Genomic DNA, 13,959 nt, shown 5'->3' with positions numbered 1-13,959 from the left:
GGAGCCTGGCCCTTACGCGAGCTGTTCGACCGGCTCGATGACCACGATCGGGATCTCGCGGTCCGTCTTGGCCTGGTACTCGTCGTACGCGGGCCAATGGCCCACCATCAGCGGCCAGTACGCGGCGCGTTCCTCGGAGTTCGCGGTGTGCGCGGTGGCGTGGAGGATCTTCGGGCCGACCTGGACGCGGACCTCGGGGTGGGCGGTCAGGTTCTTGTACCAGAGCGGGTCCTCGGGGTGGCCGCCCTTGGACGCCACGACGAAGTACCGGCCGTCGGCCTCCCCGTAGATGAGCGGGGTGCGCACGGGCTTGCCGGAGACCCGGCCGAGGGTGGTGAGCAGCAGGGTCTGGGTCCCGTTCCAGAACTGGCCCTGGGCTCCGTTGGAGCCGACGTACAGCTTGACGTGGTCGAGCGTCCAGCCGGGCTTGGGGTCGATGGGGTGGTCCCAGTCGATGTCGTTCATGTTCTGCCTGCCTTCGCGTGTTGAAAGGTCAACGAACCTCGGCATTGAACCGCAACGCGGGTGGGGATACGGGCATTCCGCACGCCCGCGCCGCTCAGTCGGTCGAGCGCGTCCATCCCCTGGCCTCCAGGCGGGCGGCGTCGGCGGGGCGGTCCTCGGCGAAGAGGAGGCGGCCCGGTTCGGCGACGCGGATGATGTCGAGGTAGACCCCGCGTCCCACATAGCGACCGGTGGCGGCGTGGCGCAGGCGCAGCCGGACCTCGCGGCCCGCCCAGGGCGTGAGGGAGGCTTCGAGGCGGTGCCAGATGCGGCCCGACCAGCCGTCGGCGCGGCCCAGGGGCCATGCCTCGGCCAGGCCGCCGGTGGAGCGCACGGTGGTGAAGGGCAGCGGCTGCCAGCTCTGCCCGTCGGGGGAAACCTCCAGGTGGAAGGCGCCTTCGCCCGGCACGGTGTCCCACCACAGGGCGCAGCGCAGCCGGGCGGCCGCGGTGGTGGGGGTGAGCGGGGGCAGGGTGAGGGTGCCCGAGCCGCCCGGGGTCATGCCGGAGAACCAGGCGGGGCCGCCGTGCCGGGTGCGGACGGGTACCGCGCGGGCGAAGCGGTTGCCCGTGGCGACGCGGGGGGCGCTGCCGGCCCGCCAGGTCCGCACGGGGTGGACGGAGTTGCCGAGCAGGATCAGGAAGGAGTCGGTGGAGGGGTCCAGCACCAGGGAGGTGCCGGTGAACCCGGTGTGGCCGGCGGAGTGCGGGGTGGCCATGGCGCCCATGTACCAGTGCTGGTAGAGCTCGAAGCCCAAGCCGTGGTCGTCGCCGGGGAAGGCGGTGTTGAAGTCGGTGAAGAGCAGCTCGACGGAGGCGGGGCGCAGGATGCGCTTCCCGGCGTAGACCCCGCCGTCGAGCAGGGCGCGGGCGAGGACGGCCAGGTCCCAGGCGGTGCCGAAGACGCCCGCGTGGCCGGCGACACCGCCGAGGGCGTACGCGTTCTCGTCGTGCACCTCGCCCCACACCAGACCGCGGTCCAGGCCGGACCAAGGCGGCCGCTGGACCTCGGTGGCGGCGATGCTCCGGCGCCAGGAGAGCGGTGGGCGGTAACGAGTGCGGTGCATCCCGAGCGGAGCAGTGATCTCTTCGCGGAGCAGGGTGTCCAGTGCGCGAGCGGTGATCCGTTCCAGGAGCAGCTGGAGCGCGATGAGGTTCAGGTCGGAGTACCGGTACACGGTCCCGGGCGTGTCCTGAGGTCGCACCGACCACAGCAGCCTCAGCTGCCCCTCGCGCGTGGACTCCTGGTAGAACGGCGCCCAGGAGCGCAACCCCGAGGTGTGGGTGAGCAACTGTCGAACCGTGACCAGCTCCTTGCCGCCTCCGGTGAACTCCGGCAGGTAGCTGACCACCGGAGCCTCCAGCTCCAGGCGCCCCCGCTCCATCTGCTGCACGGCCAGCAGCGAGGTGAACAGTTTGCTGAGGGAGGCCAGGTCGAAGACCGTGTCCTCGGCCATCGCGATCCGTTCGGCCGCGGGGAACTCCCGGACCCGGTCGGTGCGGCCGTCGTAGTCCGCGTAGCGGACCGCGTCGCCCATGGCGCGGTGGAGCGCGACGGTGCGGCCGCGGCCGGCGAGGACGACGGCCCCGGCGTAGTACGGGTGTTCGGGGGAGGGGCCGAGGAAGCGCCGGGCCTCCTCCGCCACTCCTTCGAGGTGCTTCTCCAGCAGGCCGGCCTGGCGCGCGGAGCCGTACCGCAGCTTCAGCCCCTGAAGGGCGCGCCGTTCGGCCGGGTTGCCGCGCGCGCCCGCCGCCCCTGGGAGGGCGGCCTGGAGGACGAGTACACCCCCGAGGGCGAGCAGCCGCGCCCCCAGTCGCCTGCGGCTCAGCCCGCCGGGCGCCGCCCCGACGGCGCCCCGCCCCCGGCGGGCGGCGGCCGCGCCGCCGGCCGGTCCCGCCTGCGCCCTGCTCGCCGGTCCCGCCTGCGCCCTGCTCGCCGGTCCCGCCTGCGCCCTGCTCGCCGGTCCCGCCTGCGCCCTGCTCGCCGGTCCCGCCTGCGCGCCGCCGCCGGCCGGTCCCGCTCCGCCGGCCGTGCCGGCCGGACCGGCCCACGCCCCGCCGGCTCCGGTCCCATCGACCGGGCCCGCGCCCGCCGTTCCCCCGTCGTAGCCCCCGACCGCCCCCGTGAACTCGTCCATAACCGGTCCTCCCGTCCGCGTCGCACCCTCTCGCAGTATCTGCCCGCCCGGCCCGTGCCTCCCGCACCGCCCGGCCCCCAAAGAATCTGACGCAGCTTCAGAAAAGCTCTTCCCTCGACCGGCGCGCTGCGGCATCCTCACGCCCATGGAGACGGAGCTGAGCAAGAAACTGGGAGTCGAGCACGCCATCTTCGGCTTCACGCCCTTCCCGGCGGTCGCCGCTGCCATCACCCGCGCGGGCGGTTTCGGCGTGCTCGGCGCCGTCCGCTACACCGCGCCCGACGACCTCAAACGCGACCTCGACTGGATGCAGGAGCACACCGACGGCAAGCCCTACGGCCTCGACGTCGTCATGCCCGCCAAGAAGGCCGTCGACGGCATCAGCGAAGCCGACATCGAGGCGATGATCCCGGCCGGACACCGCGCCTTCGTCCGCGACACCCTCGCCAAGCACCACGTACCCGAGCTCGCCGAGGGCGAGGCGTCCGGCTGGCGGATCACCGGCTGGATGGAACAGGTCGCCCGGGACCAGCTCGACGTCGCCTTCGACTACCCCATCAAACTCCTCGCGAACGCGCTCGGTTCCCCGCCCGCCGACGTCATCCGCCGCGCCCACGATCACGGCGTCCTGGTCGCCGCCCTCGCCGGCAGCGCCAAACACGCCCGCCGGCACGCCGAGGCCGGCATCGACGTCGTCGTCGCCCAGGGCTACGAGGCCGGCGGCCACACCGGCGACATCGCCACGATGGTGCTGGTCCCCGAGATCGTCGACTCCGTCGCGCCCCTGCCCGTCCTCGCAGCCGGAGGCATCGGCAGCGGCGCACAGATCGCCGCAGGCCTCGCCCTCGGCGCCCAAGGGGTCTGGCTCGGTTCCCTCTGGCTCACCACCACCGAAGCCGATCTGCACTCCCGTGCGCTCACCGCCAAGCTCCTCGCCGCCGGCTCCGGCGACACGGTCCGCTCCCGCGCCCTCACCGGCAAGCCCGCCCGCCAATTGCGCACCGAGTGGACCGACGCCTGGGACGACCCGGACGGGCCCGGCGCGCTCCCCATGCCGCTCCAGGGCCTGCTGGTCGCCGAGGCCGTGTCACGCATCCAGAAGTACGAGGTCCAGTCGCTGCTCGGTACCCCGGTCGGCCAGATCGTCGGCCGGATGAACAGCGAACGCAGCGTCCAGGCCGTCTTCGACGACCTGACGAGCGGCTTCGAGCAGGCCATCGACCGCGTCAACCGCATAGCCGGCCGCCGGACCCGAGAGGCGTGAGCAGCATGACCGACACCAACGGCTTCTGGGCCCAGGCCACCGCCGAGCCCGACCGCACCGTACTCACCACCCCCGACGGCGAGCAGTGGAGCGCGGGCCGGCTGCACGCCGACGTCAACCGGCTCGTCCACGGGCTGCGCGCCGCCGGGATGGAACAGGGCGACGTCTTCGCCGTCGTCCTGCCCAACGGCGTCGCGTTCCTCACCGCCTACCTCGCCGCCTCCCAGGCCGGTTTCTACCTCGTCCCGGTCAACCACCACCTCGTCGGCCCCGAGATCGCCTGGATCGTCGCCGACTCCGGGGCCAAGGTGCTCATCGCGCACGAGCGCTTCGCCCAGGCCGCCACCGCGGCGGCCGACGAGGCCGGCCTGCCCGCGAGCCACCGCTACGCCGTGGGGACGGTGGCCGGTTTCCGCCCGTACGAGGACCTCCTGGCCGGACACCCGGCCACGCCCCCCGCCGACCGCACCCTCGGCTGGGTCATGAACTACACCTCCGGCACCACCGGCCGGCCGCGCGGCATCCGCCGCCCGCTGCCCGGCAAGCTCCCCGAGGAGACGTACCTCGGCGGATTCCTCGGCATCTTCGGCATCCGGCCCTTCGACGACAACGTCCACCTCGTCTGCTCGCCGCTCTACCACACCGCCGTCCTCCAGTTCGCGGGCGCCGCCCTGCACATCGGACACCCTCTGGTCGTCATGGACAAGTGGACCCCCACCGAGATGTTGCGCCTGATCGACCGGTACGCGTGCACCCACACCCACATGGTGCCGACCCAGTTCCACCGCCTCCTCGCGCTCCCACAGGAGACGAAGGACGCCTACGACGTCAGCTCCATGCGGCACGCCGTCCACGGCGCCGCGCCCTGCCCCGACCACGTCAAGCGGGCGATGATCGACTGGTGGGGCGGCTGTGTGGAGGAGTACTACGCCGCCAGCGAGGGCGGGGGCGCCTTCGCCACCGCCGAGGACTGGCTGAAGAAGCCGGGAACCGTCGGCAGGGCCTGGCCGATCAGCGAACTCGCCATTTTCGACGACGACGGCAACCGGCTGCCGCCCGGGGAACTCGGCACCGTGTACATCAAGATGAACACCGGCGGGTTCATTTACCACAAGGACGAGGGCAAGACCCGCAAGAACCGCATCGGCGACTTCTTCACCGTCGGTGACCTGGGGCTGATGGACGAGGAGGGCTACCTCTTCCTCCGGGACCGCAAGATCGACATGATCATCTCCGGCGGGGTCAACATCTACCCGGCCGAGATCGAGTCCGCCCTCCTCACCCACCCGGCGGTCGCGGATGCCGCCGCCTTCGGCATCCCGCACGACGACTGGGGCGAGGAGGTCAAGGCCGTCATCGAGCCCGCCGAGGGCTTCGAGGCGGGCGACGCGCTCGCCGCCGAGATCCTGCACCACTGCGAGCGGCGGCTGGCCGCGTACAAGCGCCCCAAGACGGTCGACTTCATCGAGACGATGCCCCGCGACCCCAACGGCAAGCTCTACAAGCGACGGTTGCGTGACCCGTACTGGGAGGGGCGTGAGCGCGCCATGTGACGCACCGGGGGGACAGTTCTGGCAAGTTGGCCGATATGAGTACGGCAACGCGCAGAACGCCCCTGGCCGACTGGACCGTCGTGGTCCCCGTGGTGGCCCTCGTCGCGCTCGTCCTGAGCTGGGGACGCGACCTGCCCGCCTTCGCGGTGGCGCTGGTCGCCCTCTGCCTGGCGGGCGCGGTCCTGGCGGCCGTCCACCACGCGGAGGTGGTGGCCCTCCGGGTCGGTGAACCGTTCGGTTCCCTCGTCCTCGCCGTCGCCGTCACCATCATCGAGGTGGCCCTGATCGTCACCCTGATGGCCGGCGGCGGCGACAAGACCTCCTCGCTGGCCCGGGACACCGTCTTCGCCGCCGTCATGATCAGCTGCAATGGCATCGTCGGTGTGTCCCTGCTGGTCGGCGCGCTGCGCAACCGGGTGGCCGTCTTCAACGCCGAGGGCTCGGGTGCGGCGCTGGCCACCGTCGCGACGCTCGCCGTGCTCAGCCTCGTGCTGCCCACGTTCACCACATCGAAGCCCGGCCCCCAGTTCTCCAGCGCCCAGCTGACCTTCGCGGCCTGCGCCTCGCTCGCGCTCTACGGTCTGTTCATCGCCGTCCAGACGGTCCGTCACCGCGACTACTTCCTGCCGGTGGACACGCGGGGGAGCGCGTCGGGGCCGGCCGTCGGAGCGGCGGCCCGGGCGGTGGCCGGTCACGGAGACGGCGACGCGGACGGGCACGGCGACGGGGATGGGGACCACGCCGTACCGCCGAGCTTCCGCACCGCCCTGATCAGCCTCGGTCTGTTGCTGGTCGCACTCGTCGCCGTGGTCGGCAACGCCAAGGCCGTCTCGCCGACCATCGAGCGGGGCGTCGCCGACGCCGGACTGCCGCACGCCGTCGTCGGTGTGATCATCGCGCTGCTGGTGCTGGCCCCCGAGACCCTGGCGGCCGTGCGCGCCGCCCGCCGGGACCGGATGCAGACCAGCCTGAACCTGGCCTACGGCTCCGCCATCGCCAGCATCGGCCTGACCATCCCGTCCATCGCGCTGGCCTCGGTCTGGCTTTCGGGACCACTGCTGCTCGGTCTCGGCGCAGTCCACATGGTCCTGCTGACGCTGACGGTGGTGGTCAGCGCCCTGACGATCGTGCCGGGGCGGGCGACGCTGCTCCAGGGCGGGGTGCACGTCGTGCTCCTCGCCGCCTACCTGTTCCTGGCCGTGAGCCCGTAGCCCGGGGTCCCGCGGCTACGGGCTCACGGGTCGCGGGGTCAGGCGCCGAAGTCCGTGCCCCGGCTGACGGATTCCCAGGCGCCCGCTTCGGCGCGGACGGCTTCGTCGTGGGCGCGGATGAAGTCGACGGCGTCATTGCCCAGCACGAGCCGTAGCGGGGTCTGCGGGGCGTCCAGGGCGGAGAGGATCGCCGCGACCGCCTTGACGGGGTCCCCGGGCTGGTGGCCGTCGCTCGCCGGGAGCCCGACGCGGACCGGGCCGACGATCTCCTCGTACGCCGGGAGCGGGGTCGTGGACCGCAGCGCGCCGCCGCCCGCGAAGCCCGTACGGAACGAGCCGGGTTCCACGATCAGCACCTTGATCCCGAAGGGGGCCACCTCGCCCGCGAGCGCCTCGGTCAGGCCCTCCAGGGCGAACTTCGTCGCGCAGTAGGCCCCTACGCCGGGGAAGGCCAGCCGTCCGCCCATGCTGCTCATCTGCACGATCGCGCCGGACTTCCGGGACCGCATGTGGGGGAGCGCGGCGCGCACGAGCGCCGCCGGGCCGAAGAAGTGCAGGTCCATCAGCTCGCGGAGTTCGGCGTCGGTCGACTCCTCGACGGCGCCGATCAAACCCCGGCCGGCGTTGTTGACCAGGACGTCGATACGGCCGAAGCGCTCCACGACGCCGCCCACGGCCTCCTGCGCGCGGGCCGTGTCCGTCACGTCGAGGGCCAGCGGGACCAGCCGGCCTGGGTGCTCGGCCGCCAGGTCGTCGAGGGTGCCGGTGCGGCGGGCGGCCGCCACGACCGTGTCACCGGCGGCCAGCGCCGCCTCGGCCAGGATCAGGCCGAACCCGGAGGACGCCCCGGTGATCAGCCAGACCCGACTTTCGGACGCGCCCGTCGGATACTGCGTCGTCATCAATCCCCCTGTGAGTGACCGGCGTTAGTGATCACCGCTGATCCTCGCACCGGAGGGGCCGCCGCGTCAGCCGCTTCCGGGACCGGTGGCATCCGGCCCCTCGTCGGTGACCGCGCCGGACCGGCGCAGCCGGCGCAGGGTGAGCCGTTCGTGGGCCAGGCGGCCCACGAGGGAGCCGCCGTAGACGACGAAGCCGACACCGACCAGCCAGGACTGGACGACGAGCAGGGTGCCGAAAGGCCCGTAGGTGACGGCGCTGGACGCGATCAGCGGGGAGAACACCAATTGGGAGAAGGCACGCAGGCCGAGCAGGCCGAGGCTGGTGGCGACCGCCCCGGGGAACAGGGCCCGCCAGCGCACCCGGCCCCCCAGCAGGAGGCGCTGGGAGGTCCAGAAGAAGAGGACCGTGCCCGCGAGGTCGCTCACGGTGCCGATGGCGATGCCGAGCGCGTCCTCCGACGGGGCGGGGATCTCGACGAGGAGGGCGAGGTAGCAGACGAGCAGGGCGAGCCAGACGACGTGCCGCCACATGGTGTGCCAGCGGGCGGTCGGGAGGTCCCAGACCTTCTCGTAGCCGGTCTGGACGGCCGAGCCGAACGTCAGGCCGAAGACGGCGAGGGCGGCCAGACCGAAGGCGGTGGTCCGCTCCAGCGCCAGGTCGGCGGCGCTGAACAGCATCTCGACCCGGGCCCGCGAAGACTCCGTCACCCCCAGGGCTTGGCCCAGCCAGCGGCCGAAGCCCGAGCCGCTGCCGGGTGCGGCGGCCGCGACGACCACCAGCAGCGGTACGAGGGTCAGGAACCCCAGGGCCGCGAAGCCCATCGCCCGGTGCATCAGCTCCATCTGGCGCCCCCGGCTCCAGGCCAGCCCGACGAGGGAGGCCCGGAGCCGGTCGTGCGGCGGACGGGGCTTCGAGGTCACACCCTTCACCTACCCGGCCGCACCCCGATTGCCTCGGAGGCGCCGGTGAAAACGGCCCGAAGGGGTGGTTTCCGGCGCCCGCGCGGCGGGCTCCGCTCCCCGGTGGCCGTCAGGCCCGTCTCGGCTTCTCCTCCCGCAGGTCCCGGATCCGCTTGATCTTGCCCACCGACCGCTCCAGCGTCTCCGGATCCACCACCTCGACCCGCACGGACACCCCGACGCCCTCCTTCACGGCCCGGACAACCGAGGCGGCCACCGCCTCCCGTTGCGCGGGGTCCACCTCGCGCCGGGCCTCGACCCGGACGGTCAGCGCGTCCATCCGACCCTCGCGGGTCAGCCGGAGCTGGAAGTGCGGGGCCAGGGCCGGGACGCGCAGCAGGATCTCCTCGATCTGCGTCGGGTAGAGGTTCACCCCCCGCAGGATGATCATGTCGTCGCTGCGGCCCGTGATCTTCTCCATCCGGCGGAAGGCCGGCCGGGCGGTGCCCGGCAGCAGCCGCGTCAGGTCCCGTGTGCGGTACCGGACGACGGGCATGGCCTCCTTGGTGAGCGAGGTGAACACCAGCTCCCCCGGCTCGCCGTCCGGGAGTACCGCCCCGGTGATCGGGTCGACCACCTCGGGATAGAAGTGGTCCTCCCAGATGTGGAGCCCGTCCTTCGTCGAAGCGCATTCCTGCGCCACCCCGGGCCCCATCACCTCCGAAAGCCCGTAGATGTCCACGGCGTCGAGCCCCAGCCGGTCCTCGATCTCCCGGCGCATCCCCTCCGTCCACGGCTCCGCGCCGAATATCCCCGTACGGAGCGAGGTCGAGCGGGGGTCGATGCCCTGGCGCTCCATCTCGTCCAGAAGCGTCAGCATGTAGGAGGGGGTCACCATGATGACCTCCGGCCGGAAGTCCTGGATCAGTCGGACCTGGCGGTCCGTCATGCCCCCGGACGCGGGCACGACCGTACACCCGAGCCGTTCGGCGCCGTAGTGCGCGCCGAGGCCGCCGGTAAAGAGGCCGTACCCGTAGGCGATGTGCACGACCTGCCCCGGTCGTCCGCCCGCCGCGCGGATGGAGCGGGCGACGACATCGGCCCAGGTCGACAGGTCCCCCTCGGTGTACCCCACCACCGTCGGCCGGCCGGTGGTTCCGCTGGAGGCGTGGATGCGGCGCACGTCCGGACGGGGTACGGCGAACATCCCGAAGGGGTACTGGTCGCGCAGGTCGGCCTTGGTGGTGAAGGGGAAGAGGGAGAGGTCGGCGAGGGAACGGCAGTCGTCGGGGTGCACACCGGCCTTGTCGAAGGCGTCGCGGTAGAAGGGCACCCGTTCGTAGACCCGTTGCAAGGTGGCACGCAACCGGCTGAGCTGGAGGGCCGCCAGCTCGTCACCGCTCAACGACTCGCCCGCGTCCAGCCCGGGGCCGCGCCCCGGCAGACCGTCTCGTTCCCGCTCCTCACCAGCGAAGTCCGACATGTCCTCACCCCATCGTGAAACGTACCGACCGATCATTCGGTAGCCTGCCGGAGAGCGTGGGCCAAAGCAATGACTCGAACGAGTGATCGGTGCCGCCGGTGCCGCAGGACCGGGCGGGAGCGGTGCGGGAGCGGTGCCCCCGCCCCGGTTCGCCCCTCGGGTCCGGCGGTGGTTCACTGTCCGCATGCCGCTCGCCGACTACGGAGTGCTGTCCGGAACACTGCACCGCCACTTCCGCGGCGAACCCGATGCGCGGGGCCGCTGGTTCCGCGTCAACCTGGAGGTCGACACGCCCGACGGCCGCTACCGGTGCGCCGTCGACGTCGACAGCGTGCACCCCACGATCTGCGTGCAGTGGAAGGTCCTCACCCTCGCAGCCTCCGTGCTCGAACCCGCCTCCGCGCTCGCGCCGGGCCATCACGACCTCGCCCGCACCTCCGGATCGGGCGCCGTCGACTTCCAGCGCCACCCCGCACTGGCCGGCCGGCCCGGCCGCGCGATCGCCCGGCTGCGCACCCTCCTTGGCCGGCCGGGCCCGTCGCACCCCTGGATCTCGGGCTCCTGCCTCGAAGCCTCACAGGCGCTGGAGCCGCTCCTCGTACCCGGCCGGCCCGTCCTGGTCTTCGGAGAGGCCTTCGACCACGGCGGCCCGGGCATGCGCAACATCCACCAGAACCAGGGCGATCCGTACGGCAGCCGGTGGTGGGCGGACAACGGGACCTGGCAGGACGGCGCGACGATGACCAGGAGGGACGACGGCTGGTACGACGTCTTCCTCTCCAAGTTCTCCCCCCAGGCCGACCGGACCGGTCCCGACGGCCACCCCGCGTGAGGCCGGCCCACCCGCGGTCTCAGCTGGTGGCGTCCGCCTCCGTGGCCACCGCCTTCGCCCAGCGGTAATCCGCCTTCCCGCTCGGGGAGCGCTGGATCGCGGGCGCGACGACGAGCTGGCGCGGGATCTTGTACCCCGCGAGCCGCGTCCGGCAATGTGCCTGGATCTCCTCCAGCGTCGGCTCCGGCGCCCCCGCGCGCACCTGGACCACCGCCGCGACATGACTGCCCCACGTCGGGTCCGCCACCCCCGCCACCAAGGCGTCGTACACGTCCGGGTGCGACTTCAACGCCTGCTCGACCTCCTCCGGATAGACCTTCTCGCCCCCGGTGTTGATGCACTGCGAGCCGCGCCCGAGCACGGTGACGATCCCGTTCTCGTCCACCGTCGCCATGTCGCCGAGCAGTACCCACCGCTCCTCGCCCTTGCGGAAGAAGGTCTCGGCGGTCTTCACGGGGTCGTTGTAGTAGCCGAGCGGCACGTGCCCGCGCTGCGCGAGGCGTCCCGGCCGGCCCACGGGCACCGGCTCGTGGGTCACCGGATCGACCACCTGCGTACGGTCGTTGACCTCCAGCCGGAACCCCTTCTCCGGCCCCGAGTCGTTCGCCGCGCGGCCGTTGGAACCGGACTCCGAGGAACCGAAGTTGTTGAGCAGCACCACGTGCGGCACCAGCCGCTGGAACTCTGCCCGGACCGTCTCCGACATGATCGCCCCGGACGAGGAGACGCTGAACAGGGAGGACAGGTCCGTCCCCCTGAGCGGGCCGTTCAGCGCGTCGATGAGCGGCCTGAGCATCGCGTCGCCCACCAGGGACACGCTGGAGACCTTCTCCTTCTCGATGGTGCGCAGCACTTCCTCGGGCGCGTACTTGCGGTGGATGACCACCCGCTGGCCGTAGTTGAAGGCGATGAACGAGGTCAGCGTCGACGTGCCGTGCATCAACGGGGGCGCCGGGAAGAACGTGAGCCCCGCGCCGCGCGCCGCCACGCGTTCGGCCAGTTCCTCCGGCCGCTTCACCGGCTCGCCCGACGGCTCGCCACCGAACAGCCCGGCGAAGAAGAGGTCTTCGGCCCGCCACATGACGCCCTTGGGCATCCCGGTGGTTCCCCCGGTGTAGATGATGAACAAGTCGTCGGGGGAGCGGGGCGCGAAGCCGCGCTCCGGGGAGCCGGCCGCCTCCGCGTCCGCATACGCGACGGGCGCGATGCCGGGCTCCGGGGCGCCCTCGGGGGCCGCGCCGACCCGGATCAGGTGCCGGAGCCGGGGCGCCTGGGGGAGGGCGGCGGCAATCCGCTCGGTGAACTCGCCCTCGAAGACGAGCGCGGCGAGATCGGCGTCGTTGTAGAGGTAGACCAACTCCTCCTCGACATAGCGGTAGTTGACGTTTACCGGGACCAGCCGCGCCTTGAGGCAGGCCAGCACCGTCTGGAGGTACTCGACGCCGTTGTAGAGGTGCAGCCCCAGGTGCTCGCCGGCCTTCAGACCGCTGTCGAGGAGGTGGTGCGCGAGGCGGTTCGCCGCCGCGTCCAGTTCCGCGTACGTCAGGCGGCGCTCGGCGCCGGTGCCCGGGTGGTCCACGTAGACGAGGGCCTCCCGGTCGGGAACCACGTCGACGACCGACTCGAACAGGTCGGCAAGGTTGTACTCCACCGTTCCTCCTGACCCGAAAGTGTCCATGGCTGACCCCACGGCCGGCCCGGCTCGGCGGTCATTAGAGCGGCGGGACGGTCAACTGGGAAGGCGCGCAACAAGAAAACTGACTGTGTGTCAGAAAACTATTGAACTGCATCCTCCCCTCCTGCAACCTGTTCTAGGTCTTCAGACGGGAGGACGGCAATGGGTGGGACGGAACACCTGACCGTGGAACGCCACGGCGCCACGCTGGTGCTCACCATGAACAGGCCGGAGGCGAAGAACGCGCTCTCGCTGCCGCTGCTGGTCGGACTGTACGACGGCTGGCTGGAAGCGGACGCGGACGACGCTGTGCGCTCGGTGATCCTGACCGGTGCGGGCGGGGACTTCTGCGCGGGGATGGACCTCAAGGCGCTGGCCGGGCAAGGAATGGCGGGCGACCAGTACCGGGACCGGCTCAAGGCCGACCCCGACCTGCACTGGAAGGCCATGCTCCGCCACCACCGGCCGCGCAAACCGGTGATCGCGGCGGTGGAAGGATACTGCGTCGCCGGCGGCACCGAGATCCTCCAGGGGACCGACATCAGGGTCGCCGGCGAAGGGGCCACGTTCGGCCTGTTCGAGGTCAAGCGGGGCCTGTTCCCGATCGGCGGCTCGACGGTACGGCTGCCACGGCAGATCCCGCGCACCCACGCGCTGGAGATGCTGCTGACCGGCCGGCCGTACACGGCGGCGGAGGCGGCCGGGATCGGCCTGATCGGGCGCGTGGTGCCGGACGGCTCCGCGCTGGAGCGGGCCCTGGACATCGCCGAACAGATCAACGCGTGCGGACCGCTGGCGGTGGAGGCGGTGAAGGCGTCGGTGTACGAGGCCGCGGAGCTGACCGAGACGGAGGGGCTGGCCGCCGAGTTGAAGCGGGGGTGGCCGATCTTCGAGACGTCCGACGCGAAGGAGGGGGCCCGGGCGTTCGCGGAGAAACGCCCACCGCGCTACCGCCGGGCCTGAGCGCCGGCCGCGCGGTGGGCGTGTGGGCGGCGTGGCCGGTACGCCGGTACCGCCTGGCCGGGTCGGTATTCCGGGGCGCGGCGGGCGCGCCCGCCGGGTGGCCGGTACCGGGACGGCTGGGCGGCCGGGGCGAGTCGCTGCGTCGCGTACGACGTTGGGCCGGCCGTCGGCCGCGCCCGTGCGGCTCGGGTGGGCCCCGCCCGGGATGGCGCGCGTCCGCCTCCCGACGATCGCCGTGGACCGGGAGCGACCCGCCCCGATCGTTCACCTGCGGCACCGACGGCCCTTGGGATCCGGCCGCCTGTCCGGATCGCCCGACCCCGGTCGTCCCGGCCGCCCTGACCTGCCGGGAGGCCGCGCGGACGACGGAAGCCGACGGCCGCGCGGCCCGGCCCGCGCCCATCTGCGGGACGGCCACTCGTGTTGGTCGCGGCCGGCCGGGTGGCTGGAGCAACCCCGGGGCCGGATTGCTCGACCCCGGTCGACCGGCGGTCGGGTTCCTCGGCTTGCGCCGACGGGGCAGGGGCGACGGCCG

At 72.4% G+C, this 13,959-nt stretch carries 11 protein-coding genes; 5 read left to right on the top strand and 6 right to left on the bottom strand.

The features are described 5' to 3' along the window. Positions 1-12: 12 nt before the first annotated feature. On the bottom strand, positions 13-465 hold the full coding sequence (locus tag ABZ934_RS12685; RefSeq protein WP_361312038.1) for a nitroreductase family deazaflavin-dependent oxidoreductase: 453 nt from the start codon (positions 463-465) through the stop codon (positions 13-15). A 94-nt stretch (positions 466-559) separates the two neighbouring features. Further along, the gene (locus ABZ934_RS12680; RefSeq protein WP_361312037.1) at positions 560-2,641 is read right to left on the bottom strand and encodes a serine hydrolase domain-containing protein; all 2,082 of its coding nucleotides are present in this window, start codon (positions 2,639-2,641) and stop codon (positions 560-562) included. A 145-nt stretch (positions 2,642-2,786) separates the two neighbouring features. On the opposite strand from ABZ934_RS12680, the gene ABZ934_RS12675 reads away from it, so the two are divergent. The 3 genes from ABZ934_RS12675 to ABZ934_RS12665 are packed head-to-tail and all read left to right on the top strand — an operon-like array spanning position 2,787 to position 6,669. After that, complete coding sequence (locus ABZ934_RS12675; RefSeq protein WP_361312036.1) at positions 2,787-3,905, top strand: nitronate monooxygenase family protein; 1,119 nt, start codon at positions 2,787-2,789, stop codon at positions 3,903-3,905. Positions 3,906-3,910: 5 nt separating this feature from the next. Then, positions 3,911-5,458: an acyl-CoA synthetase gene (locus tag ABZ934_RS12670; RefSeq protein WP_361312034.1), complete on the top strand. Its 1,548-nt coding sequence runs from the start codon at positions 3,911-3,913 to the stop codon at positions 5,456-5,458. A gap of 35 nt (positions 5,459-5,493) precedes the next feature. Then, the gene (locus ABZ934_RS12665) at positions 5,494-6,669 is read left to right on the top strand and encodes an ionic transporter y4hA (RefSeq protein ID WP_361312033.1); all 1,176 of its coding nucleotides are present in this window, start codon (positions 5,494-5,496) and stop codon (positions 6,667-6,669) included. A gap of 38 nt (positions 6,670-6,707) precedes the next feature. Here the strand turns inward: ABZ934_RS12665 and ABZ934_RS12660 are convergent, their stop codons facing one another. The 3 genes from ABZ934_RS12660 to paaK all read right to left on the bottom strand — a co-directional run bounded on the left by ABZ934_RS12660 (position 6,708) and on the right by paaK (position 9,954). Then, positions 6,708-7,571 (bottom strand): oxidoreductase, encoded by an 864-nt coding sequence (locus tag ABZ934_RS12660; RefSeq protein ID WP_361312032.1) that lies wholly within the window; start codon positions 7,569-7,571, stop codon positions 6,708-6,710. A gap of 66 nt (positions 7,572-7,637) precedes the next feature. Continuing rightward, positions 7,638-8,414 carry a YhjD/YihY/BrkB family envelope integrity protein gene (locus ABZ934_RS12655; protein ID WP_361312195.1) on the bottom strand — a complete coding sequence of 259 codons (777 nt, stop codon included), beginning with the start codon at positions 8,412-8,414 and terminating at the stop codon, positions 7,638-7,640. A gap of 187 nt (positions 8,415-8,601) precedes the next feature. Next, positions 8,602-9,954, bottom strand: coding sequence for a phenylacetate--CoA ligase PaaK (gene paaK, locus ABZ934_RS12650; protein WP_361312030.1), 1,353 nt, complete (start codon positions 9,952-9,954; stop codon positions 8,602-8,604). A gap of 184 nt (positions 9,955-10,138) precedes the next feature. Here paaK and ABZ934_RS12645 point away from each other — a divergent pair, with 184 nt between their 5' ends. Beyond that, entirely contained in the window at positions 10,139-10,786 is a 648-nt protein-coding gene (locus tag ABZ934_RS12645; RefSeq protein WP_361312028.1) for a DUF2278 family protein, read from the top strand. Positions 10,787-10,805: 19 nt separating this feature from the next. On the opposite strand, the gene ABZ934_RS12640 is transcribed toward ABZ934_RS12645, so the two are convergent. Continuing rightward, positions 10,806-12,437 (bottom strand): acyl-CoA synthetase, encoded by a 1,632-nt coding sequence (locus ABZ934_RS12640; RefSeq protein WP_361312027.1) that lies wholly within the window; start codon positions 12,435-12,437, stop codon positions 10,806-10,808. A gap of 186 nt (positions 12,438-12,623) precedes the next feature. Here ABZ934_RS12640 and ABZ934_RS12635 point away from each other — a divergent pair, with 186 nt between their 5' ends. Beyond that, a complete protein-coding gene (locus tag ABZ934_RS12635; RefSeq protein ID WP_361312026.1) occupies positions 12,624-13,424 on the top strand; it encodes a crotonase/enoyl-CoA hydratase family protein in 801 nt (266 codons plus the stop codon). Positions 13,425-13,959 lie beyond the last annotated feature (535 nt).

It is taken from the genome of Streptomyces sp. NPDC046557, assembly GCF_040645975.1.
Lineage (GTDB): Bacteria > Actinomycetota > Actinomycetes > Streptomycetales > Streptomycetaceae > Streptomyces.
Note: the sequence above shows the minus strand (reverse complement) of the source record. Positions and strands in the feature narration are given on the sequence as shown.